The organism is Pseudoalteromonas sp. KJ63-1, assembly GCF_055808145.1.
The window spans coordinates 1,475,798-1,498,883 of record NZ_CM147855.1 but is presented as its reverse complement, the minus strand read 5'-3'; the positions used below and the strand labels follow the sequence as shown (position 1 = coordinate 1,498,883).

The window sequence follows — 23,086 nt, the reverse complement described above, 5'->3', positions numbered from 1 at the left end:
ATTAATGCGCCTTATTAATTTTTTACAGCGCTGTATCCGAAACATATGTCTTAGGGCCTGTTGACCTTTCAGGATTAAAATTTGTTCTAACTAGGGACGATTTAATCGTGGCGCGAGGTTTGTAACCTAGTGGGCTAAGTAAAAGCCGAGCAACAAAGAGTTAATCGTCCCTAGGACGAACCTTCAGGCAGCGCGTGTTTGGTATTTATGCTGCGTTGTCGCCTATTTATGGGGAATAACCACACTACATAGGCTCTGCCTTGCCAAAATACCAAACACAATGCTGCAAATTCAACCTCGAAAGATAAACAGGCCCTAATAATACATTATTATTAAGCGCCGCGTTGTTACAAAAGTAGTATAAGCAACAAAAAGCACTGTTTAGTTTATTTACGCGGATACTAGAGTGCTACACTTAATGCTTATTATTAACAGCAACAGTAAAAATCTACCCTATGCAAAATTGCAATCAATGCGGTAAGTGCTGTACCAAATATGGTGCGGCAGATTTAGATACTAATCAGGATGAAATTGAAATGTGGGCGTTATTCAACCCTGAAATATTTCAATACGTTAAAAACGATCAATTATGGTTTGACCCAACGACGGGTGAGCAATTAACGCAATGCCCATTTTTAGAGCTTGCCAATAAAGCATCTCCTCAAGAAAAAGATAAATATACTTGCAGTATTTATCATGACCGACCCCAAGATTGCCGACACTACCCGAGTTTAATTTCAGAAATGATAAACGATGACTGTGAAATGCTCGAACCAGTCGATAAGCAAAATCATTTTAAAGCACAAAAAAAGTTAGACATACTGATGATAGACAGTCGCTCTTAAATTTAACTGTAATAATGCCGTGCTAGATTAAATTTATCGCTCTATTGTGTTATTCAACGCAAAACTTAGGGTTATAGTATAACATTGTTGATAGCACAATCTTGTAGTGTTATATTATATCACAACATAACAACCACGAATTGAAGTAATTATGACTAAGCTAACACTCATATCCTCAGCACTACTGTCTGTTTTATGTTCTCACTCTGCACTTGCAGCGACGATTAACGGCACGGTAACAGATACAAAAAAGCAACCCATTGCCAATGCCACGATTCATGTTCATGGCAAATCACAAAGCGTGCAAAGTAATACACAAGGACAGTTTAGTATCGACATAGATGCTAAAAGTCAATTACATATCAGTAAAGATAACTACCTAGATTATCGTATATCGCTTGAAAATACAGACAACACTATTAATGTTACTTTAAAGCCAACCTCGGTTGAAACTGTTGTTGTATATGCCTCCGCGCTGCATAAAAATAGCTTAGAAATGATTTCACCAGTAAGTGTGCTATCAGGCGATGAGCTAAAAAATAAAGCTAAACCAACGCTAGGTGAAACACTTAAAGGCATACCTGGCGTTAATGCTAGTTATTTTGGCCCCGTTTCTTCAAGTCCGATTATTCGCGGCTTAGGTGGTCCTCGAGTTAAAATTACACAAAATGGTTTGGATAGCAGCGACGCGTCTCGCATTGGACCTGATCACGCTACATCAAGTGACAGCCTAGCTGCAGAGCAAATTGAAGTGTTACGTGGCCCAAGCACTCTACTTTATGGCTCTGGTGCTATTGGTGGTGTAGTCAATGTGGTTGATAACCGTATTCCAACCAATAACATTGACTCTCTATCTGGAGCTGCCCAATACACTCACGATACAGTTTCAAATGCGAATACCTACGCAGCAAAACTAGAAACGGGTAGCAATAACTTTAATTTCCATTTTGATGGTACTAAACGCAGCGGTGATGATTACCAAACACCTCGTTTTAACTTACCAGATGAACATGAAGAAGGTGAAGAACATGTTGAAGGCGATGAAGAAACAGCCACTTCAGTTGAAAATACCTTTATAGACAGCGAAACAGTAAATTTTGGTACGAGTTATGTGGGTGACCATTTAACCGTTGGATTTTCATACGGTAGTATCGAAACAGATTATGGTATTCCTGGCCACTCACATGATCATCATGAACACGACCATGCGCACGAAGAAGAAGGCGAGCATGAAGAGCATGAAGGTGAAGAGCACGAAGGTGAGGAACATGCAGAAACACCTGTTTATGCTCATTTAGAACAAGACCGTTGGCAGGGGCTGATAAGTTATGCATTTCATGATAACTGGATTGAGTCAATCAACCTACGTCTTGGTTACACAGACTATACCCATAGTGAAATTGAAGACGGCGCTATTGGCACCACTTTTAGTAATGAAACCACTGAAGCACGTTTAAACGTAGAGCATCAATTAGGCCAATGGCATGGCATGATTGGCTATCACTATAGTGAGTCTGATTATGACGCGATTGGTGAAGAAGCGTTTACACCTGCAAGTATCACGACGACTCATGCGCTATATTTACTTGAAGAACGCAAGTTTGGTGACGTCACCGTAGAACTTGGTGCCCGTTTAGAAGATTATGAGATAAAAAGTGATGTAGATACGCATCAGCACAGCCATGATGACGAACCTGCATCAGCAGATGAAACTGTTAACTACACCAAAAGCTTTACTAATCTAAGTGCCTCAGCAGGTGCGATTTGGGAGTATATGCCAAGTCACAACCTAGCCGTTAGTTTGTCACATTCAGAGCGTGCACCACTTTCAGCGGAGCTACTCTCTAATGGTGTGCATATTGCTACCGGGACTTATGAACTTGGTTTGGGTTACCATATTGAAGGTAACGAAGCGCATTTTGAGCCTGAAGAAATTAAACAAGAAACATCAACTAATCTAGACATTAGCTTACGTCGCTTTAGTGGAGACTTTGGTTACACTGTTAACTTCTTCTATAACGATATTAAAAACTTTTATTATCAGCAAAACACAGGATTAGTGTTTGATGAAATGGATGGTTTTGAACCTGCAGCCAATGGTCACAGTGACGCAATTGATGTTTATCAGTTCACAAGTAAAGATGCTGAACTGTATGGTTTTGAATTTGATGTACATTATCAAATAAACCCCAGCGCCATGATAAAAGTATTTGGTGACTCAACTCGTGCCAAGCTAAAAGATAATGAAAGTAATTTACCACGCATTCCTGCTAATAAATTGGGCTCAGAACTGCAATACACGCTAGGTAGCGCACAATTTACCTTAACAGGAACACATTACTTTGAGCAAAATGATATTAGTGCATACGAAACAGCAACGGATGGCTATACATTAATTGATTTACAAGCTAATTATCAGCTTGATTTAGGTGCCGTTGACACTCAGCTTTACCTAAGTATTGATAACATTACTGATGAACTTGGTTTTGTACATAGCTCATTTATTAAAGACACAGCGCCACTTCCTGGACGTAATTTCCAATTTGGAATGAGAGGCTACTTTTAAACAAAGCTCAGTTTAAATGAGGCAATAAAAAAACCGCATTCATATTAATGAATGCGGTTTTTTCATAACTAAATGTTATGCGCGTTCTAATTAAAGAATTGCGTGTAACTCAACGTCGAATACAAGTGTTGAGTAAGGTGCGATTGCTGCACCGGCACCACGTTCACCATAAGCAAGCTCATGAGGAACGTATAAACGCCACTTAGTACCTACTGGCATCATTTGTAATGCTTCAGTCCAACCTTTGATCACGCCGCCTACTGGGAATTCAGCAGGTTGACCGCGCTCGTATGAGCTGTCAAAAACAGTACCGTTTACTAAAGTACCGTGGTAATCAACACGTACTGTAGACTCAGCAGTTGGCTTTTCGCCTTCACCTGTTGCAAGTACTTCGTACTGAAGACCTGACTCAGTTACTGTGATTTCAGGACGTTTTGCGTTTTCTTCTAAAAATGCAATACCTTCAGCAGCTAATACTTTAGCTTCTTCTTCACGACGAGCTTGGATCTCTTCGTTAATTTTTTCAAATGCAGCTTGGATCTCAGGGATCTCAACTTGAAAAGCACTGCCTGCATACGCATCTTTCATGCCTTCAAATACTGAATTTAAGTTTAAACCTTCAAAAGGATTAGCCTTAAGTTGCTCACCCATTTGTAAGCCAATACCGTAACTTGCTTTTTCAGCATCTGTAGTAAAATTATCTGACATAATGTGTTATTCACGTTTTGTTAGTTAAAAGACCCGTATATGCTATCACAAAATAAACGGTCTTTGGGGCTAGTTTTTATTGAGTTTTTCTTTAATTAAACCAATAGCAAAGGTACACACAGGCAAACTGAACAAAATTCCGCCGAGCAGACTCATTGACAACAATCCAGCCACACCAACCAGTAAAAGAGGCACGGCCACTAAACCGATAATGCCAATATAAAACGCGCCCCACACAGGCCAATAATGATCGTATTTTGTAATTAAGTGCCCCGATAAAATATTAAACCCGACACCATATAATAAGGTCATGATTAGTGCGTCGTCTGGATATGCATCAATAGCCATTTTTTGTAATAACGATATGGCGCTTTGGTAACAATAACCAAACACAGTCCATAGCAGGATGTGCTTAAGTAAACGTTTAGAAAAGGATAACTCCGGGGACTGTGACATGATAAAGCTCCAGATAGCAAAAAACCGCCAATAAGGCGGTTTTTTTAATAATGGTGGAGAGATAGGGATTTGAACCCTAGAGGGGCTATAAACCCCTGCCGGTTTTCAAGACCGGTGCATTCGACCACTCTGCCATCTCTCCGTACGGCGCGCATAATAAGATCATACGCTTAGCTTGTAAAGCCCTATTTTAATAAAACCGACTAAATAGTTAAATATTAACCACTTTCGTTATCAAATAGTAATTAGTAATATTGTTTTGGCCGACGGGCAATCCAAGAACACACTAAACAAGCCAATAAGCTTGCTGTTAAAAATGCAATACTTTGGAATATCAAATCGAAGCGATTAAGATCATCACTTGGGACCACAACCAATACAAATGAAGGCAGTACAGTGAACAGTAAAACATAACAGCATATTTTAAAAGCTCTGCCAAAATCAAATCGTTTAGATTGTTGCATCCACCAGGTTAGCAATACCAGCACCCCTATTGCTGAAGCAGCAATAAAATGCTCAGCTTGAGTGCTCATTGCAACATAAAATGTCGCAAGCGCGCCAATCACACCCCAGATTGACCAAGCAAACCAGTTTTCTTTTTCACGTAAAAATAAATTTCCCATCATTTTCGTCTTCTTTATCGTTATTATTGGTAAGACTTTCCATACATTACCAAAAAACAACCGATTAAAAAACAAACTGAAGAAGATTTATTACGTTTAGTGCTTCCGTGCGCTTCTCGCAGCTACAATATTAACCGCAGAAGTGTAACACGATTAACTTAATGAATTATGACTATATTTAATATAGAAAGTTCATACTATTTCTATAAAAAACTAAAATAGTTTACTGGTTTGTGCCTTGGTGACTTTTTACATTCAATTGCTGGCGTCCCTAAATACAAATAACCCACTATTTCATCATCATCATTTAAGTTCAACGCCTGTTTAACACTTGGGCTTTGTGCAAAGTAACCGGTACGCCAAATACCGCCTAAACCCTGAGCAAATGCGGCTTGTTGCATTGCAAATACGCCACAACCTGCGCTTTGTATTTGTTCAATTCTAGGGACTTTTGGGTGTGGTTGATATTTTGCAATCGCAATAATAATCATGGGTGCTCTAAGCGGTAACTCCTTAGCGCGATTAATCACTTTTTCGCCCTGCTGCTCTGCTATAGCGCTTTGATAAAAAATGTCACCTAACTTATCACGCGCATCACCTTGAACAATAATATATTGCCACGGTGCAATACAGCCATGATCGGGCACTCTCAGTCCAGCCTGCTGGATAATGTTTAACTGCTCTTCATTAGGGCCTGGCGCAGTCAACTTTGCATCAGATTGGCGAGTTAATAAAAGCTCAATAGCATCCATAGTGTGCTCTCAAAATTCAAAACGTAAGAGTAACATTTATAAGTAAAAAATAAACACTGCAGGGTTAAAACTACCAAGCAGATAAAATTAATGATGCGAATGTTTATATCCTACTAGCTATTGACGTAAAGCAACGCGTTTAAACCAATAATCTAGGCTTACAAAACGCCCTCCTCCCGTGAAAAATAAGCTCAGTAACATGGCAAAATAAATAGCAGAAAATTCGATGCCGTTATTTAATATTACTGGTTTACCTTTTTCGTATAAGTAATCTGAAAAGCCGTACTCTTCCACTAAGCTGCGAATTTTACCTATGCGGACTTGTACTTCTGTTGAGTTTTCGAGACTTTCTTTGGCACCAGAGATTGATAACCAATCAAGTGCTTGGGCGGCACTTGTTTGTGGGTTTGTTGGCGCTATAGCAAACCAGCCGTTATGCCAGTGTACTGTTGTTGCTGCTACCACCATTGTAAACATAAGTGGAATACTCACTAATCGCGTAAATAAACCAATAAGTAAAAACCAACCTCCTAAAAACTCACTCCAACCGGCTAAAAAAGCCAGCAAATCAGGAAACGGTAATCCTAATCCCCAGTCACTATTGCCAAACCACTGAACGACATCATCAGAGGCTAAAAACTGGTTAAAAAAACCATTAGTATCGCCACTTATTGCGAGTTTGTTATAGCCTGCAATAATCATTACAGGCGCTAAAATCAAGCGAAAAAGCAAAGCAGGCAAACCATCCAATAAAGATAATTTACCTATAATATTGTCGTAAAGTGTAATTAATTTAATCATGCGCACTCTTGTATGTTCATTGTTTATTAAGTTATAGACTATAAACAAACATGACCGCGCACAGAGCTAAATTATTTCGCCCTTAAAGATTAAATTTGCCTTGCTACTTGTAACGCTTCAAATATTGCGCGTTTAGCATCAATAGCAGCAGCCAATTTAGCGCCGCCTATTACATGCACGTTGGCGCTCTCAGCTTGTGCCTTAAATAACTCGTCGTTAGACACTTGACCAATACAGGCAATAACCGTATCAACTGGCAGTACTTGAGTTTCACCAGCAACACTAATGGTTAGGCCGTTTTTATCAAAACTATGGTATTGGCAGTCTGCAATTTGTTTAACACCATGTTGTTTGGCAACTTGACGATGGATCCAACCCGTAGTTTTACCTAAGTCACCACCAAAACGCCCTGCACTGCGTTTTAGCATATAGAGCTGACGATCATCTTTGTGCGGTTGAGGTTCGCACTCTATGCCCCATTGGGTTTTAAAGTCGCTAATGCTTTGTGATTTATGTTCACTTAAAAATGCCACCATATCAAAACCAATACCGCCTGCGCCTAATATAGCGATAGAACTGCCCAGCTCTACTTCACCGCGTATAACTTCATCGTAAGCAAATACACGCTTATCATCGCTGCATTTAATCGTAGCTTCACGTGGCCTTACACCGGTTGCAAATACCACATCATCAAACTCAGTTAGCATACTGTCACTAAATGCTTTACCTAATTCAATGGTTACATTAAGACGCTTAAGTTCATTAGTAAAGTAAGCTAATGTATGATTAAAGTCTTCTTTACCAGGTATTTGCATCGCTAAATTGAATTGCCCACCCATGTGTTGCTTTTGGTCAATCAGGGTTACATTGTGCCCTTTTTGCGCTAAGTAACAGCTAGACGATAAACCTGCAGGTCCAGCGCCAACAACTAATACATTTTTAGCTTTCTCTGCTTTTTCTAGCGGGTAATCAAGCTCAAAACCTGCTTGTGGATTTACTAAACAGGTAGCGCGCTTACCTTTAAATACATGATCTAAACAACCCTGATTACAACCAATACAAATATTAATATGCTCAGATTGCTTAGCCGCGTATTTATTAAAAAATTCAGGATCGGCTAATAATGGACGCGCCATAGAAATTAAATCAGCTTCGCCAGCATTTAAAATATCATTAGCAATCTCTGGGGTATTAATGCGGTTTACCGCAATAACAGGCACGCTGATAACGTCTTTTAAACGCTTTGACGCTTCTTTAAATGCACCCGGTGGCACCATACTCGCAATTGTAGGTACGCGTGCTTCATGCCAACCAATTCCGGTATTAAAAATATCAACACCCGCTTTTTCAAGTGCAACAGCTTGTTGAGTTACTTCATCAGGGGTGGAACCATTAGGGATTAGATCTATAACCGAGAGTCTAAAAATAATTAAAAATTTATTCGATACTTTTGCTCTTACCGCTTTTACAATTTCAACGGCTAAACGCATTCTGTTTTCAAGGCTGCCGCCAAATTCATCATCTCGTTTATTGGTATGAGGTGCCATAAACTCATTAATCAAATAACCTTCTGAGCCCATTACTTCCACGCCATCGTAACCAGCCTTTTCAGCTAAATAAGCCGAGTGAGCAAAATCTTTAATCGTTTTGTTAATTGAACTTAAAGACATTTCTTTTGGTTTGTATGGATTAATCGGTGCTTTTATAGCACTCGGCGCTTGATTAAAAGGGTGATATGCATAACGCCCTGCATGCAATAACTGCAAACATATTTTTCCGCCATGTTTGTGAACTGCTTGCGTGTACGCGCGATGTTTAAATACGTCATAATAACTATTAAACGATGAGGAAATAGGCGTTAACTTACCGCGTAAGTTAGGACTGTAGCCTCCGGTAATAAGCATCGCAGTGCCACCTTTGGCACGTGCTTCATAAAATGCACGAAGACGTTTACGATTGTGCCAACCTTCTTCAAGGCCGGTATGCATTGATCCCATTACTAAACGGTTGCGTAATTGTGTGTGTTTTAGTTCTAGTTTTTGTTCTAACATCCTGTGCCCCAATAACTGGTCTAACCTGTGTGTTTGTTCAATTTTGCTTTAATGACGCAGAATAAGCAATATATGAGCAGCTTAAACTTAAACTTTTTAATTTAAAACGCTCGTTTGATGTGTAACTGTTAATTGTACAACACCGCTAAAAGTGACATAAACATTCGTATAATCACAAGTGTAATTGAATTTATAAATGTTTCGTTACGATTTAGCAGTTAAATTAATTTATATTCTAAGCTACTATGGCAATAACGTTTTAGCTGTACGAATTTAAGGAGCTATTTTGATAGCGAAGGTATTTAAAGGTATATGGGCAGGGATTAACTTCTCGCGTCGTTTAGTACTAAATTTATTATTTTTATTTTTGGTTATCATTTTCATTGTCTCAGTATCAAGTGACGGCGATAAAATCATTGTCGAAGAGGGTTCTGTCCTCAGGCTAAACCTAAACGGTCCTATTGTGGAAGAAAAAACCTACGTAGACCCTGTAGAAGCGGCCATTAATGATGCAACAGCAAGTGCTGATACCCCTACTGAAATACTACTAGATGATGTCATTGAAGTGATCAATGAGGCGTCACAAGACTCTCGTATCAGCGCAATTTTGCTTGATTTACAAGAAATGCCAAAAGCGCACTTAAATAAGCTTAAGCAAATTACAAAAGCACTTGATGCATTTAAAGCAACTGGAAAAAAAGTAATTGCTTCAGGTTATTACTATACACAAGCGCAATATTATATTGCCGCGCATGCAGACGAAATTGCGATGCACCCTTATGGTAGTGTGCTTATTGAAGGCTACGGTATGTACCCGCTTTACTTCAAAGATGCATTAGAAAAATTAGAAGTCACTCAGCATATATTTCGTGTAGGTACTTTCAAATCTGCCGTTGAACCGTTTATCAGAAACGATATGTCAGAAGCAGCTAAAGAAGCAAACCGCGTATGGTTAGGTGCTTTATGGAACGAATATAAGCAAGATGTAAGTGCGGTGCGTCCATTTGACGAATCAAATTTTGATGAAACAATGGATACTTATTTAGCCAAAATGCAGGCTGCCAATGGTGATGCTGGTAAATACGCGCTGGATAATCAATGGGTTGATTCTCTCAAAACTAATCAACAAATTCGTCAACAGTTAATTGATCTCGTTGGCGCTGAGGAGGATGGTAAAACATTTAAACAAGTGTCTTTTGGTGAATACTTAAGCTTAGTTAAGCCACCAATTGAGTTTGATAACCCAATGACAGAAAAAGTCGCGGTTGTTGTAGCTAAAGGTACCATTGTTGACGGTGAGCGTCGTGCTGGTGAAATTGGCGGTGATTCAACAGCGGCACTATTACGCAAGGCGCGCCTTGACGATAAAGTGAAAGCAGTCGTGTTACGTATTGATTCTGGCGGTGGCAGCATGTTTGCCTCTGAAGTTATTCGCGCTGAAGTGTTAGCGCTTAAAGCTGCAGGTAAACCTGTTATCGCTTCAATGAGTTCAGTCGCTGCATCAGGTGGTTACTGGATTGCATCAGCGGCAAATGAAATTTGGGCTGCACCTAGTACCATTACCGGCTCTATCGGTGTATTTGGTACCTTTATGACCTTTGAAGATACCTTAGCTAAAATCGGTGTTTACTCTGATGGCGTAGCGACTACAGAATTAGCCGGTTTTTCAATCACCCGCCCATTAAATGAAAAAATGGCACAAGTGATTCAAATGAGTGTTGAAGAAGCTTACGAGCGTTTTTTAAATGTGGTTGCCGATGCACGTAATATGACCCCAGAGCAAGTTGATAAAATAGCCCAAGGTCGCGTTTGGATTGCATCGCAAGCCCAAGAGCTTGGTTTAGTTGATAAATTAGGTAACAAGCAAGACGCTATCAAAGCAGCTGCCGAGCTTGCTAAACTTAACTTCTATGAAGTTAAAACAATTAAACAATCACTTAGCCCGCAAGAACAAATGCTCCAAGATATTTTTGGTAGTGCCGCGGTTAAATCAGTGCTTGGACTTGAAACACAAAAATCAGCAGTACTAGCTAGTCAAGCTAACCTGCAAAGTGTGATTAAGCAATTAAGCAGCGAAGTAGAAAACCTGAAAGATTATAACGATCCACAAGGTGTTTATGCGCGCTGTTTAGAATGTACAGTTGCACAATAATGTCCTAACAGGCTGTATTGATTAGCACTTAGCGTTATACTAAGCCCAGTTTTTTTACTGGGCTTTTTTTATGAAACGTAAACGCATTTATATCGCTTATACTGGCGGTACTATAGGAATGAAAAAATCAATCCGCGGCTATATTCCTGCCGAAGGTTTTTTAACCGAAACTGTAGTTAATAACGCAGAATTTAATCGTGAAGAAATGCCATTGTTCGACATTCATGAGTACTGCCCACTGATTGACTCTTCAGATATGTCTCCTGCCCACTGGCAACTTATTGCTGATGACATAAAAAGTAAGTACCAAGATTACGACGGCTTTGTAGTGCTGCATGGTACAGATACAATGGCCTATACTGCATCGGCTTTATCGTTTATGTTCGAAAACTTAACAAAGCCTATTATTGTGACCGGCTCACAAATTCCGCTCTCACAATTGCGCTCTGATGGTCAAGTAAACTTACTTAATGCCATGTATTTAGCAGCTAACTACCCGATAGCAGAAGTCAGTTTGTTTTTTAATAATCAATTATTTAGAGGCAACCGAGCAACCAAAGCACATGCCGATGGATTTGATGCATTCGCCTCCCCTAATCTAGAGCCATTAGCGCTGTCTGGCATTAATATTCAACTGCTTAAAGGTCAGTTAAGTCCGTATGTAGAAAATGAATTACAAGTTACACCTATCACCCCTCAAGCCATTGGTGTGCTGTATTTATACCCGGGGATCAGCAAAGAAGTGGTTAAAAGTTTAGTTAATGGCAACATTAAAGCATTGGTACTGCTGAGCTTTGGTGTGGGTAATGCACCGCAAGACCCTGAGTTTTTGGATATTCTTGATGAAGCGAGTAAGCGCGGCGTTATTATCACAAACCTCACTCAATGCCTAAAAGGGCAAGTGAATATGGGCGGGTATGCCACAGGTAATGCGCTGTTAAACATAGGGGTGATCAGTGGTTTTGATATGACCTTAGAAGCCTGTTTAACTAAACTTCATTATCTTTTTAGTCAAAACTTAGAAATCGAAACGATTCGCCATTTAATGCAAGATAATTTGCGCGGTGAGTTAACTCGTTAGATATTTAGCTAAACGAATAACAAAAAAGGACGCTATAAAGCGTCCTTTTAGTTTAGTTAGATTTTATTAACGAACTTTTGCGTCAATATCTACTAAGTCAGTTAAGTGACACGTTTCACCACTGTGGGTCTTAATGCCATGCTCACCAAAGTAATCACGCTGGGCTTGTACTAAATGCCCATTACTTGGTGTTGTTAACGTTGCTAAGTAGGTTTGTGTTGCACTAAGCACTGGGAATGCCAGTCCTGTCATAACAGCTTGACCCGTTACTTTACGCATAGCAAGTGACTCTTTCTCAAGGGAATCAATAAACTCAACGCCTTGCGCTACACTGTCTAAGTAATCTGCACGGATAATACACCCTGCACGCCAAGTTTGTAGTGTTTTGGCTAAATCAACTTTCCACTGATGAGTACGCGAAGCACCTTTAATTAATGCAAGCCCTTGACGATACGCTAGTAAACTTGCAAGAGTAAATGCATCTTTCAGTTCATCTAAATCAACATCAACTTGCGTGGTATTTTGTGCGCTGTACGTCATCTCTTGTGCAGCAGTGGTATTGCATGCATTAGTTAAATGGCGTGCTTGAACAGCGGCGACTAATGACGGTACCGCAATACCCAACTCAAGTGCATTTTGAGCTGTCCATAAGCCAGTACCTTTTGCGCCAACTTTGTTATCAATTAAATCAACAAGTGGCACATTTTGCGAATTTTCAAGTGACAAAATATGGCTAGAAATTGATAGTAAATAGCTATTTAATTGACCTTGTGACCATTCATTAAATATCTCAGCAATTTCTTTTGGCGAGCGGTTAGTTCCGTGACGAAGTAGCTGATACACCTCAGCAATAAGTTGCATCAGTGCGTATTCAATTCCATTGTGAACCATTTTGACAAAATGACCGCTGGCTGATTGTCCAACACGTGCAAAACACGATTCACCTTTGTAGCTTGCAGCAACCTTTGTAAACCATGGCTCGACACGCTCCCAGCCACCTTCAGAACCACTAGCCATCATAGCTGGACCATGACGCGCACCCTCAGCACCACCTGAAATACCCATGGTGGCAAATTCAAACTTGTCTTGGTATTTTAGCTTGCGATTAATTCCGTCTTTGTAATTACTGTTACCGCAGTCAACAATAATATCACTACATTGTACACCTGCTTCAATCAGCTCGTTGCAAACTGCATCAACCAACTCACCCGCAGGTACAAGTAATAAAATAGAACGCGGTGTTTCTAAACGCCTAACCATATCCCCTAGATCAGAGACAATGTGAAGTTTGTCAGCCATGCCTTGTGACTTAGCACAGCTTAATAACTCTTCACCCGCATTTGGGTTTTTGTCATAAGCGACCAGCGTTATCCCTTTTTCAATCAAGTTCAGGGCAAGATTTTTCCCCATAACGCCTAACCCTACTAATGCAACTTGCATTTAGTGCCCTCCTCGGTAACAACTATTTGGTTAGTAAATTAAAATAATACCGCGTGCATTATACTCAGGCCTAAGCCATGAGCAAAGCTACATGCATTTATTACAGTTAAAATAAACACTGCAATTATATCAAACAACCGCCCTCACAGGGGAAGAAATAGCGCTGCTATTTAAATTTTTAGATCATTGACGCCCTGTGACACCGGTGTCATAATGATGACATATTGATCTTGTATATAATAGTCGCAATGTTATAAAAATTGCATAAAACTAAAATTACTATTTAACCTAAACTCTTCTTAAGAGATTTATTAAATAGTCACTAAAACAAAATAACCGTCAACTTGCTTAAAATAAGCGCACAGGAGAATTTAATGTTAAGACGTACAAAAATAGTCGCGACACTTGGACCTGCAACAGACAGAGATAATAACTTAGAAAAAATAATTCGCGCAGGCGCAAACGTCGTTCGATTAAACTTCTCACATGGTGTTGCACAAGATCACAAAGACCGTGCACAAGCAGTTAGAGATATAGCCGCTAAATTAGGTAAGCACGTTGCAATTCTTGCTGACCTACAAGGTCCTAAAATCCGTGTTTCAACCTTTAAAGAAGGTAAAGTGACTTTAGCGGTTGGTGCAAAATTCGTTCTTGATGCAAAAATGGAAAAAGGCCAAGGCGATATTAACGCCGTTGGTATTGATTACAAAGAGCTACCACAAGATGTGGCTCCTGGTGATTTACTGCTGTTAAACGATGGTTTAATTCAGCTTACTGTTGAGCATGTTGAAGGTCACTTAGTACACACTGTTGTTACTGTGGGTGGCGTGCTATCGAATAATAAAGGGATTAATCGTTTAGGTGGTGGTTTAACTGCACCCGCGTTTACCGACAAAGACAAAGAAGATTTAATCACTGCTGCTGAAATTAATGTTGATTATATTGCCGTTTCTTTCCCGAGAAGTGGCGATGACATGCGTTATGTACGCTCTCTTGCAGAGGCTGCAGGCTCTAATGCACAGCTTTTAGCTAAAATTGAACGTGCTGAAGCAGTAGAAACACAAGAAGCAGTAGATGATATCGTTTTAGCGTCTGACGCTGTGATGGTTGCCCGTGGTGATTTAGGTGTTGAAATTGGTGACGCTGCACTAATGGGTAAGCAAAAACTCATTATTCGTCGTGCTCGTTCACTAAACCGTACCGTTGTAACCGCTACGCAAATGATGGAATCGATGATCGATAACCCAATGCCGACTCGTGCAGAGGTTATGGATGTAGCCAATGCAGTGCTTGATGGCACCGATGCAGTTATGCTTTCTGCTGAAACAGCCGCTGGTGATTACCCAGAAGAAACCGTTGCTACTATGGCGCGTGTTTGTTTAGGTGCTGAGTCACAAAAAGAGACCCATGTTTCTAAGCATCGTTTAGATAGCCGTTTCTCTTCTAATGCGGAATCAATTGCTCTCTCTGCAATGTATGCAGCTAATCACTTAGACTCTGTGAAAGCAATTATCACCCTTACTGAATCAGGTAGCACAGCAAAACTTATGTCACGTATTAGCTCAGGCTTACCCATTTACTCACTTTCACGTCATGCCAGTACATTAGGACAAACAGCACTATACCGTGGTGTTTACCCAGTGTTTTTTGACTCTACAAAATGTGAAAAAGATAACATGGTTAAAGACGCATTAAGCACGTTAGTGGCTGCAGGCTCACTGCAAGTAGGCGACACCGTGATTATCACTCATGGTGATGCAATGGAAACAATTGGTGCAACCAACACGATGAAGATTGTGACTGTTTCGTAAAAGTTACTACAAAAAACGCGAGCTATTTGCTCGCGTTTTTTTATGCTATTAATTTAACCTGAACTCTGGTTAATTTAGCTTGCCAGCGCTGCTTTTACTTTGTCGCGATAGCTTCGGCTAACTTTGAGTTCTTGACCGTTTTCAAGTATCAATAAGTACTCACCACTTACCTGAGTAACCAGCTTACTAATTTGTTTAGTGTTAACAATTGCACTGCGATGGACACGAACAAATAGATTTGGATCTAATTCTTGTTCAAGCTCTTTCATGGTTTTGCGTAATATATGCGTTTGCCCATCTTGGCAATGTAAACACATATAATCACCTGCGGCGTCTACCCACTGTATGGTGGCAACGGGCACTCGAACAATTTCGCCCTGCTCTTTTACTGCAAGTGACTCAGGGTAGCGCCGATCAGTTAAGGTATCACCTGTGGCTAATTTCTTTAAAATTTCTTCGCAGTTATTACCCGTTATTCCAGCTACAAAACTGGCTAATTTTTTCTTATGGGCGTTATCCTGCTGTGTTTTTAAATAGGTATGCACTTTTTCTACCGCCTGTTTTAATCTGTTATCATCAACGGGTTTTAAAATGTAATCTAAAGCATGAATTTCAAATGCTTTAACAGCAAAGTGGTCAAACGCAGTCACAAATACAATGGCAGGCAAATCTTTACTACTTTCACTCAATGCACGCGCTACCTCAAAGCCATTCATCCCTGGCATTTGAATATCTAAAAACACGAGGTCAATTTTTTCGTTTTTGCAGCTTTCGATTGCATCAAATCCTGAGCTACATAGTTTGATCACTTCAATATCAGAAAACTCTTCAAGCCTGACGGCTAAGCCTTTACGTGCTAATGGTTCATCATCAACAATCAACGTTTTTATTCTTGTCATTTCTTCACAGCCTTCTCAAACGGAACTCGCAGATTAACTTTCAATCCACTTGGCGTATTATGTGATAATACAAACGAGTAATTATTTTCGTAGAGCGTTTTTAATCTGTCTCGGGTGTTTGCCACACCCACGCCTTGCGCATTAACTAACTGGCCATTTACAATTTCAGTGCCGGGACCATTATCGCCTACTTCAAGTAATAATTCATTAGCAAATACCTGTGCTTTTATATCTATCACGCCACCTTCTGCCATGTAGGCTATGGCGTACTTAATGGCATTTTCAATGATTGGTTGTAATATTAAGCTAGGTACCAAGGCTTGTTGGGCTTGCTCACTCACATCAACATTAACCTGTAATCGTTCATCAAAGCGCACACGTTCAATTTCTAAATAAAGCATTAATGCATGTAACTCTTGCTCTAGCGGCACTTTTTTAATTGGATCAGTGTTGAGTGTATAACGCAAAAAATCACTCAGCTTAGATACCATTAAATTAGCATCTTTGTTTTCTTTAACCAAAATTAAAGTAGAAATAGCATTAAGGGTATTAAATAAAAAATGCGGGTTTAACTGATATCTGAGCATCTTTAGCTGCGCTTCATGCGCCATTGTAGTAGCTTTTAACGCTTTTTGGCGTTCACTTTGTAATAGTTGATAATACTTAACCCCAAAGTACAAGCCACTCCAACACAAAATAATATAAACGGAGTCTAACCCTTGTTGTAAGTAATAAAACCATTCTTCAGGGCGATAACCGTGACGATAAATCTCCCATAAGTTAAATTTTTGAACCACTGCCCAGAGCGTACCAGTTACATACGAGGCACCAAATACAACAATAATTAAGACCCAAGGTGAGGCATTCCAAATTTTGCGATATATATAGCGTAACGGGACAGTCATTAAACAGCCCGCATAGGCATTGAGTAAAATAACAAATACGTAAATATCACGCATTTCGAATACTTTAGAACCAATGTAATTAACTAACGCATACCCTATCCAGCCAGCGATTTGTAAAAGCCAGAAAAAGCGTTGTCTGTTATCAATTAAAGACTGCCAATTCAAAATTAATTATTACCTTGTAAATTTGGTATTATTATATCGATTTATCAACGGGTATAGCACTACCAACTGTCTTACTTTTTAATAGCCCTATCGCAAACTATAATCCAGGCTTATACATTTATAGTTAAGCATTTCACTTAAGTTGTGCGCATAAAAAAAGCGAAAGGTAGGTACCTTTCGCTTCTCAATGTTTACTTTTTATTTATTAAGCAAGCTTGTCTGAAGCAACTTTATAAGTTGGATCTTCAATAACGTTTACTTCCACTAAGTCACGCGCTTTATGAAGTAGTTCAGTACAGTCTTTACTTAAGTGACGTAAATGCAATTTTTTGCCGGCTTTATTGTACTTATCAGCTAAGCTGTCAATTGCTTCTATTGCACTGTGATCCGCAACACGGCTGTATTTAAACTCAACAATAACGTCTTTAGGGTCGTTCTTTACATCAAATAAATCGGCAAAGTTTTTAACTGAACCAAAGAATAAAGGCCCGTGTAACTCGTACACTTTTGAACCTTCTTTATCGATATAGTTCGTTGTGTATATATGTTTAGCATGCTGCCAAGCAAACACTAATGCAGACACAATAACACCCACACATACTGCAATGGCTAAGTCAGTGATAACCGTCACACCCGATACTAAAACAATTACAAATGCGTCAGATAAAGGCACACGTTTCATCATTTTAAAGCTTGCCCATTCGAATGTACCCAGCACCACCATAAACATAACCCCAACTAATGCCGCTAGTGGGATCATTTCGATTAAACTTGAGGCAAAGATAATAAACGCAAGTAACATCAGCGCAGCACTAATACCAGATAAACGCGAACGGCCACCCGAATTAATGTTAATCATAGATTGGCCAATCATGGCACAGCCACCCATTGCACCAAAGAAACCACATGTGACGTTTGCCGCACCTTGGCCAATACATTCTTTATTAGAATGGCCACGTGTTTCTGTAATTTCGTCAATCAAGCTTAGCGTTAATAATGATTCAATTAAGCCAATTGCTGCAAGAATAAGCGCATACGGGAAGATAATTTGTAGTGTTTCTAAATTAAAAGGCACCATAGGAATATGGAACTGCGGTAAACCACCTGCAATTGTTGCGGCTTCATTACCTGTCATTCCTTTTAAGAAATCAAGTACAGTGCGCGCTTCTAGGTCAAGACCAATAACTAAGCCAGTAACCGTCACAATGGCAACCAATGACGAAGGGACTGCGGTCGTTAATTTTGGTAAAAAGTGAATAATAGCCATAGTTAGGGCCACTAAACCGAGCATAATGTACATTGCACTGCCCGTCATCCACTCTTGGCCGCCAGCACCATCAGGCACTTTAAACTGCCCAAGCTGAGCTAAAAATATAACTATCGCTAAGCCATTAACAAAACCGAGCATCACCGGATGTGGAACCATACGTATAAATTTACCGAGCTTAAATACTCCGGCCAATATTTGTAATAGCCCCATGAGCAACACGGTGGCAAATAGATATTCCACTCCGTGATCAAGCACTAAACTTACCATTACAACCGCAAGCGCACCGGTTGCACCCGAAATCATACCCGGACGACCACCAAAAATAGCCGTAATTAAGCCAACAATAAATGCGGCATATAAACCAACAAGGGGTTCTACATTTGCAACAAAGGCAAATGCAACAGCTTCTGGGATCAAGGCAAGTGCCACGGTCAATCCAGAGAGAATATCGTTTTTAGCAGAGCTTGGCGCCCTGCTGAGTAAGTTAAACATTGAGTTCCTCAGTTTTATTTGGCTAACAAAAAAAGCGCTGAATTCTATCAAATTAGCGCTCATTTCACAATTATAGTTAATGTAGCCGATTTGTTTATCATCGGCTTATTTTTTATTTTACAGTGGTAAGGCGGTACTACGTTTTACACAGGTCATGGTCACGTTAGAATGAACCTCTTGTACGTACTCTAAGCTAAGTAGGTTATCGCGTACAAAGTGCTCATAACCTTCTATGCCTTGAGAGATAATACGCAACATAAAGTCCATAGTACCCGCCATGGTGTAACATTCAGTCACTTCATCATAGCTAAGTATCAGTTTTTCAAACTCGGCTAGATTCTTTTTGCCATGGTTTGATAAACGTACATGGGCGTAAACCAACATATCAAAGCCCAGCTTTTTTTCATCAAGCAATGCGACTTTACTTTTGATGTAGCCATCTTGTTCTAATTTAGCAATACGACGCCAACAAGGAGACTGAGATAAGCCTACTTTATCTGCAATTTCAGCGGTTGATAAACTTGCATCTTGTTGTAAAAGTGCCAATATTTGGCGATCTACGTGATTTAGAGACATTTTATTTCTTATTTATCTAATAAATTGGTTAAATTATACAGCCTTTTTAAAAAGCAGTCTGCATATTTTTAATAATTAAACGCATCAACCAAACTGACCACTTACAAACGGATTGGTTGCCTTCTCATTGGCGACATCGGTATCTTCACCATGACCACTTAAAATTACGGTACTCAGTGGCAACGTCATTATATGGGCCTGTATTGAGCTAATAAGCTGCTTACTGTCTCCTTTTGGAAAATCAGTACGCCCGACTGAGCCTTTAAATATAACATCACCGACAATAACGGTGCTGTGCGTGTTTTGATAAAATACAACGTGTCCTGGGGTGTGCCCAGGGCAATGCAGTACTTTAAATTCAAGCAAGCCAACTTGTATGGTGTCACCATGTGCTAGCCATTCATCTGGGTAAAAAGCACTGATAGGTTTAAATCCAAACATTGTGGCTTGCATTGGTAAGTTATCAAACCAAAAGCGCTCATCCTTATGTGGGCCAATAATCTTTATATTGTGTTGTTCACGTAAACTATGAGCACCACCCACATGGTCTAAGTGTCCATGGGTCAACCATATTGCTGACAAGCTCAGGTTATGCTGTGTTAGTGTTGCATTAATTTTGTCAACATCACCACCGGGATCAACCACCACAGCTTGCTGGGTTTGCTCACATACTATAATTCGGCAATTTTGCATAAACTGCGTAACGGGAATTGTGATTATTTTCATCTTATATTTCTTTATCTTTTTGCGCTGGAATAACTATATCTTGTTCATATGACATTAAAATTGGGTATTTTAAATAAGCTTGATCGTAAAACGGGCTTTGCTCATAGAGCCAATTTAAACGCGCCTCAGGATTAGTAGCAAATGCTTTATCTTGCTTCAGTTTTTTATTAAATACTTCGGCTAATTTAGGATCATCTCTGAGCATTTTCTCAGCAAATGGGAGCAATGCGTAATTTTCCATATACTCTGTTCGCTGAAAAATTGTATTAAACTCACCCCATGCAAAAAAAGAGTCAGGTGCTTCTGGATGCAATAAATGCACGGCTAACTCGCCTGCTTTTTGTTGGGTGCTAACCTCAAACCAACCATCTAAATCGACATTTGTCGCCGGTTCATAGTTAAAACGTGCCGACACTCTAAATCGCCCTTCAAATGGTGCTTTATCAAAGCTATATTGCGCCACTTTTGCCATTTTTAACGGCTGAGTATTGGCGCCACTGAGTTTATTAATTGATACCCCATGTAAAGCAAGCTTTTCGATAATATCGGTATACACTGGCGGGATAAAAAACGATTTAGGGACTTCAACCGTGTGCTGTACTTCTTTTTGCCAAAAAATAGGCAGCTTGTCATAATCTTGCTTTTTACCTAAATATCTTACTTCTTGCTGATTTGATAAAGCATTCAAATTCTTAGAATAAGCAATGCCTTTAAATTTGATATGATCAGCTTGATCAGCGTAGCCACGTTTAACAATTAATTGCTTAGGCACAAATTGCTGTTCTTTTTTTACCGCATTGGCAAGTTTATCTTTATGGGTTGCTAACGCTTCAATAGCACCATCTATAAATACATAAGTCCCTAGCACGCGTTGCTTATAGGGTTTTAAAGAATGGTTTTCGACTAAAATAGTTGGCAATGATCTTAAATCACCCCAGCCATTAGAAAAACGAGGCGTCGCCACCCAACCTGCTAACCCTGATTTAAATTCTTGTTTATCCATAACAAACACTAAAGGGCCAGGGATATGTCCTTGATCAGTTAAGGTTTGATCAATAACAGGTTTAAAGTAACGGTTGAGTGCATCCGAAATAGCGGGCGACTCGCTAGCAAATACTGGGTTATAGCCGTAGGTTACATCATATTGGTAATCGGCCCCATCAGTCACATGCACGTCTATATATAAATTCGGATTATAATCATTAATGACTGTAAGTACGCTTTTAACCTCGGGGGTATCTAATTTAGTGAAATCACGATTTAAATTAAGGTTATTAGCATTTGTTCTAAAACCCATTTTTACTGGGCCGCGCTGATTGATTCGATTAAATGCACTACTGCGTTCATGCCCATCGACATTAAGAATGGGAATAAATAAAATGTTTACCTTTTTTAATATATCGCGACGTTTACCCGTGGCAATATCTCTAAGCAACATAAACATTGCATCTTTACCATCAATCTCACCGGCGTGAATACCAGCCTGAATAAGCACAGTTGGTTTAGTGCTGTTAGCCATTTGCCCAGCATCAAAAAAGCCTTGTTCGCTGGCAATCAACATTTTTATTGCACGTTTACTATTGCTGTAGCCAATCGTTTTTGATTTAAATTGAGTGGGATTAGCTGCTACTAACCTATCAACAAATGCCATGGTATCAGCATAATTTGGAGACGAGACTCCTGTAGAAATTTCAAAGTCTGTGGTTAAAGGTCCTTGTTGCTGCAATAGCGACGTGCTCGCACCTTCCCATGGTAATAATGGCGGTAAATGACTGTTATTCGCCATACTTGCAGATAAAACCAATAAACTTATAAACATATACTTCTCTAGCAAACGCATTAATTAATAAAAATTATAGCAATTAAAGCTTTTTAGATGCCAAAACTGCGGTAGTTCAACAAAAAAATGCAGCCAATTGCAGTTTCCTTTGATTATTTGCTCAAGCCCTAGTCAAGTTCTGATAGAAACGTAATAAATATCAATCTGAAGAGCAATAAAGTACCAGCCTAAAATTGTGGGTGGGTAATTTAAGTTGAATAAATATGTGAAATTAAAAGGTATTACACAACTTAAACAGTAAATTACAGACACAAAAAAAGGAGCCATAGGCTCCTTTTCAATACTTATACAAAAACTTAAGCTGCCGCTAGGCCTTCTTTTGCTTTTGCTACAAGCGCTGCGAATGCAACTTGGTCGTAAACAGCGATATCTGCAAGGATCTTACGATCGATTTCTACAGATGTCTTTTTAAGACCATTGATAAAACGGCTGTAAGACAGACCATTTTGACGTGAAGCAGCATTGATACGTGCAATCCATAATTGACGGAAAGTACGTTTCTTAGCACGGCGGTCACGGTAAGCGTATTGACCCGCTTTAGTAACAGCCTGGAAAGCTACGCGGTAAACACGTGAACGTGCTCCGTAGTAACCTTTCGCTTGTTTTAAAACTTTTTTGTGACGTGCACGTGCGACAACGCCGCGTTTAACTCTTGCCATTTCTAAAAACCCCTATTAAGCGAATGGTAACATACGTGAAACTAGACCATGGTCATTTTTATGAACCATCATCTTAGGACGTAGGTGTAACTTACGCTTAGAAGTTTTCTTAGTCAGAATGTGACGAAGATGCGCTTGTTTACGCTTGAAACCGCCAGAAGCAGTCTTTTTGAAACGCTTAGCTGCGCCTCTGTGACTTTTTAGCTTGTAAGCCATTGCAATAACTCCAATTGTATTGCTTTAAAATTAGTAAGAAGGCGTGAGATAT

Annotated in this window: 20 protein-coding genes and 1 tRNA gene; 5 read left to right on the top strand and 16 right to left on the bottom strand. The window is 39.6% G+C overall.

The features are described 5' to 3' along the window. Window positions 1-455: 455 nt before the first annotated feature. Together AC0L7Q_RS06970 and AC0L7Q_RS06965 are read left to right on the top strand one after the other, a co-directional pair. A complete protein-coding gene (locus AC0L7Q_RS06970; protein WP_409425356.1) occupies window positions 456-845 on the top strand; it encodes a YkgJ family cysteine cluster protein in 390 nt (129 codons plus the stop codon). Window positions 846-996: 151 nt separating this feature from the next. Beyond that, on the top strand, window positions 997-3,411 hold the full coding sequence (locus AC0L7Q_RS06965) for a TonB-dependent receptor (protein WP_413401928.1): 2,415 nt from the start codon (window positions 997-999) through the stop codon (window positions 3,409-3,411). 90 nt (window positions 3,412-3,501) lie between these two features. Here AC0L7Q_RS06965 and AC0L7Q_RS06960 read toward each other — a convergent pair whose 3' ends face one another. The 7 genes from AC0L7Q_RS06960 to AC0L7Q_RS06930 form a co-directional block, all read right to left on the bottom strand. After that, window positions 3,502-4,119, bottom strand: a complete 618-nt coding sequence (locus AC0L7Q_RS06960) for an FKBP-type peptidyl-prolyl cis-trans isomerase (RefSeq protein WP_008112467.1) — start codon at window positions 4,117-4,119, stop codon at window positions 3,502-3,504. A 69-nt stretch (window positions 4,120-4,188) separates the two neighbouring features. Continuing rightward, window positions 4,189-4,512 (bottom strand): hypothetical protein, encoded by a 324-nt coding sequence (locus AC0L7Q_RS06955; protein WP_413402840.1) that lies wholly within the window; start codon window positions 4,510-4,512, stop codon window positions 4,189-4,191. Window positions 4,513-4,626: 114 nt separating this feature from the next. Beyond that, window positions 4,627-4,717, bottom strand: a tRNA-Ser gene (locus AC0L7Q_RS06950). A 103-nt stretch (window positions 4,718-4,820) separates the two neighbouring features. Further along, window positions 4,821-5,198 carry a hypothetical protein gene (locus tag AC0L7Q_RS06945; protein ID WP_409425353.1) on the bottom strand — a complete coding sequence of 126 codons (378 nt, stop codon included), beginning with the start codon at window positions 5,196-5,198 and terminating at the stop codon, window positions 4,821-4,823. 203 nt (window positions 5,199-5,401) lie between these two features. Further along, window positions 5,402-5,950, bottom strand: coding sequence for an NAD(P)H nitroreductase (locus AC0L7Q_RS06940; protein WP_413401925.1), 549 nt, complete (start codon window positions 5,948-5,950; stop codon window positions 5,402-5,404). 117 nt (window positions 5,951-6,067) lie between these two features. Further along, a complete protein-coding gene (locus AC0L7Q_RS06935) occupies window positions 6,068-6,751 on the bottom strand; it encodes an HvfX family Cu-binding RiPP maturation protein (RefSeq protein WP_413401923.1) in 684 nt (227 codons plus the stop codon). An 89-nt stretch (window positions 6,752-6,840) separates the two neighbouring features. Continuing rightward, the gene (locus tag AC0L7Q_RS06930) at window positions 6,841-8,802 is read right to left on the bottom strand and encodes an oxidoreductase (protein ID WP_413401921.1); all 1,962 of its coding nucleotides are present in this window, start codon (window positions 8,800-8,802) and stop codon (window positions 6,841-6,843) included. Window positions 8,803-9,088: 286 nt separating this feature from the next. Here AC0L7Q_RS06930 and sppA point away from each other — a divergent pair, with 286 nt between their 5' ends. Continuing rightward, entirely contained in the window at window positions 9,089-10,954 is a 1,866-nt protein-coding gene (sppA, locus tag AC0L7Q_RS06925; protein WP_413401919.1) for a signal peptide peptidase SppA, read from the top strand. Between the two features lie 70 nt (window positions 10,955-11,024). Then, window positions 11,025-12,035 carry an asparaginase gene (gene ansA, locus AC0L7Q_RS06920; RefSeq protein WP_413401917.1) on the top strand — a complete coding sequence of 337 codons (1,011 nt, stop codon included), beginning with the start codon at window positions 11,025-11,027 and terminating at the stop codon, window positions 12,033-12,035. A 66-nt stretch (window positions 12,036-12,101) separates the two neighbouring features. On the opposite strand, the gene gndA is transcribed toward ansA, so the two are convergent. After that, entirely contained in the window at window positions 12,102-13,475 is a 1,374-nt protein-coding gene (gndA, locus tag AC0L7Q_RS06915; protein ID WP_413401915.1) for an NADP-dependent phosphogluconate dehydrogenase, read from the bottom strand. A gap of 374 nt (window positions 13,476-13,849) precedes the next feature. Here gndA and pyk point away from each other — a divergent pair, with 374 nt between their 5' ends. Continuing rightward, the gene (gene pyk / locus AC0L7Q_RS06910; protein WP_413401913.1) at window positions 13,850-15,286 is read left to right on the top strand and encodes a pyruvate kinase; all 1,437 of its coding nucleotides are present in this window, start codon (window positions 13,850-13,852) and stop codon (window positions 15,284-15,286) included. Between the two features lie 74 nt (window positions 15,287-15,360). On the opposite strand, the gene AC0L7Q_RS06905 is transcribed toward pyk, so the two are convergent. From AC0L7Q_RS06905 to rpmI, 8 genes are all read right to left on the bottom strand, one after another. Next, window positions 15,361-16,185: a LytR/AlgR family response regulator transcription factor gene (locus AC0L7Q_RS06905; RefSeq protein ID WP_413401911.1), complete on the bottom strand. Its 825-nt coding sequence runs from the start codon at window positions 16,183-16,185 to the stop codon at window positions 15,361-15,363. Further along, window positions 16,182-17,255, bottom strand: coding sequence for a sensor histidine kinase (locus tag AC0L7Q_RS06900; protein WP_413401909.1), 1,074 nt, complete (start codon window positions 17,253-17,255; stop codon window positions 16,182-16,184). The genes AC0L7Q_RS06905 and AC0L7Q_RS06900 overlap by 4 nt, the downstream gene beginning before the upstream one ends. Before the next feature lie 205 nt (window positions 17,256-17,460). After that, entirely contained in the window at window positions 17,461-19,017 is a 1,557-nt protein-coding gene (locus AC0L7Q_RS06895; protein ID WP_010389896.1) for a SulP family inorganic anion transporter, read from the bottom strand. 117 nt (window positions 19,018-19,134) lie between these two features. Beyond that, window positions 19,135-19,593 (bottom strand): Lrp/AsnC family transcriptional regulator, encoded by a 459-nt coding sequence (locus AC0L7Q_RS06890; RefSeq protein WP_008110469.1) that lies wholly within the window; start codon window positions 19,591-19,593, stop codon window positions 19,135-19,137. A gap of 84 nt (window positions 19,594-19,677) precedes the next feature. Beyond that, window positions 19,678-20,319: an MBL fold metallo-hydrolase gene (locus AC0L7Q_RS06885; RefSeq protein ID WP_413401907.1), complete on the bottom strand. Its 642-nt coding sequence runs from the start codon at window positions 20,317-20,319 to the stop codon at window positions 19,678-19,680. A 1-nt stretch (window position 20,320) separates the two neighbouring features. Continuing rightward, the gene (locus tag AC0L7Q_RS06880; protein ID WP_413401905.1) at window positions 20,321-22,138 is read right to left on the bottom strand and encodes a M14 family metallopeptidase; all 1,818 of its coding nucleotides are present in this window, start codon (window positions 22,136-22,138) and stop codon (window positions 20,321-20,323) included. Between the two features lie 317 nt (window positions 22,139-22,455). After that, window positions 22,456-22,818: a 50S ribosomal protein L20 gene (rplT, locus tag AC0L7Q_RS06875; protein WP_008110477.1), complete on the bottom strand. Its 363-nt coding sequence runs from the start codon at window positions 22,816-22,818 to the stop codon at window positions 22,456-22,458. Between the two features lie 15 nt (window positions 22,819-22,833). Further along, window positions 22,834-23,034 (bottom strand): 50S ribosomal protein L35, encoded by a 201-nt coding sequence (gene rpmI / locus AC0L7Q_RS06870; protein ID WP_004587840.1) that lies wholly within the window; start codon window positions 23,032-23,034, stop codon window positions 22,834-22,836. Between the last annotated feature and the right edge of the window lie 52 nt (window positions 23,035-23,086).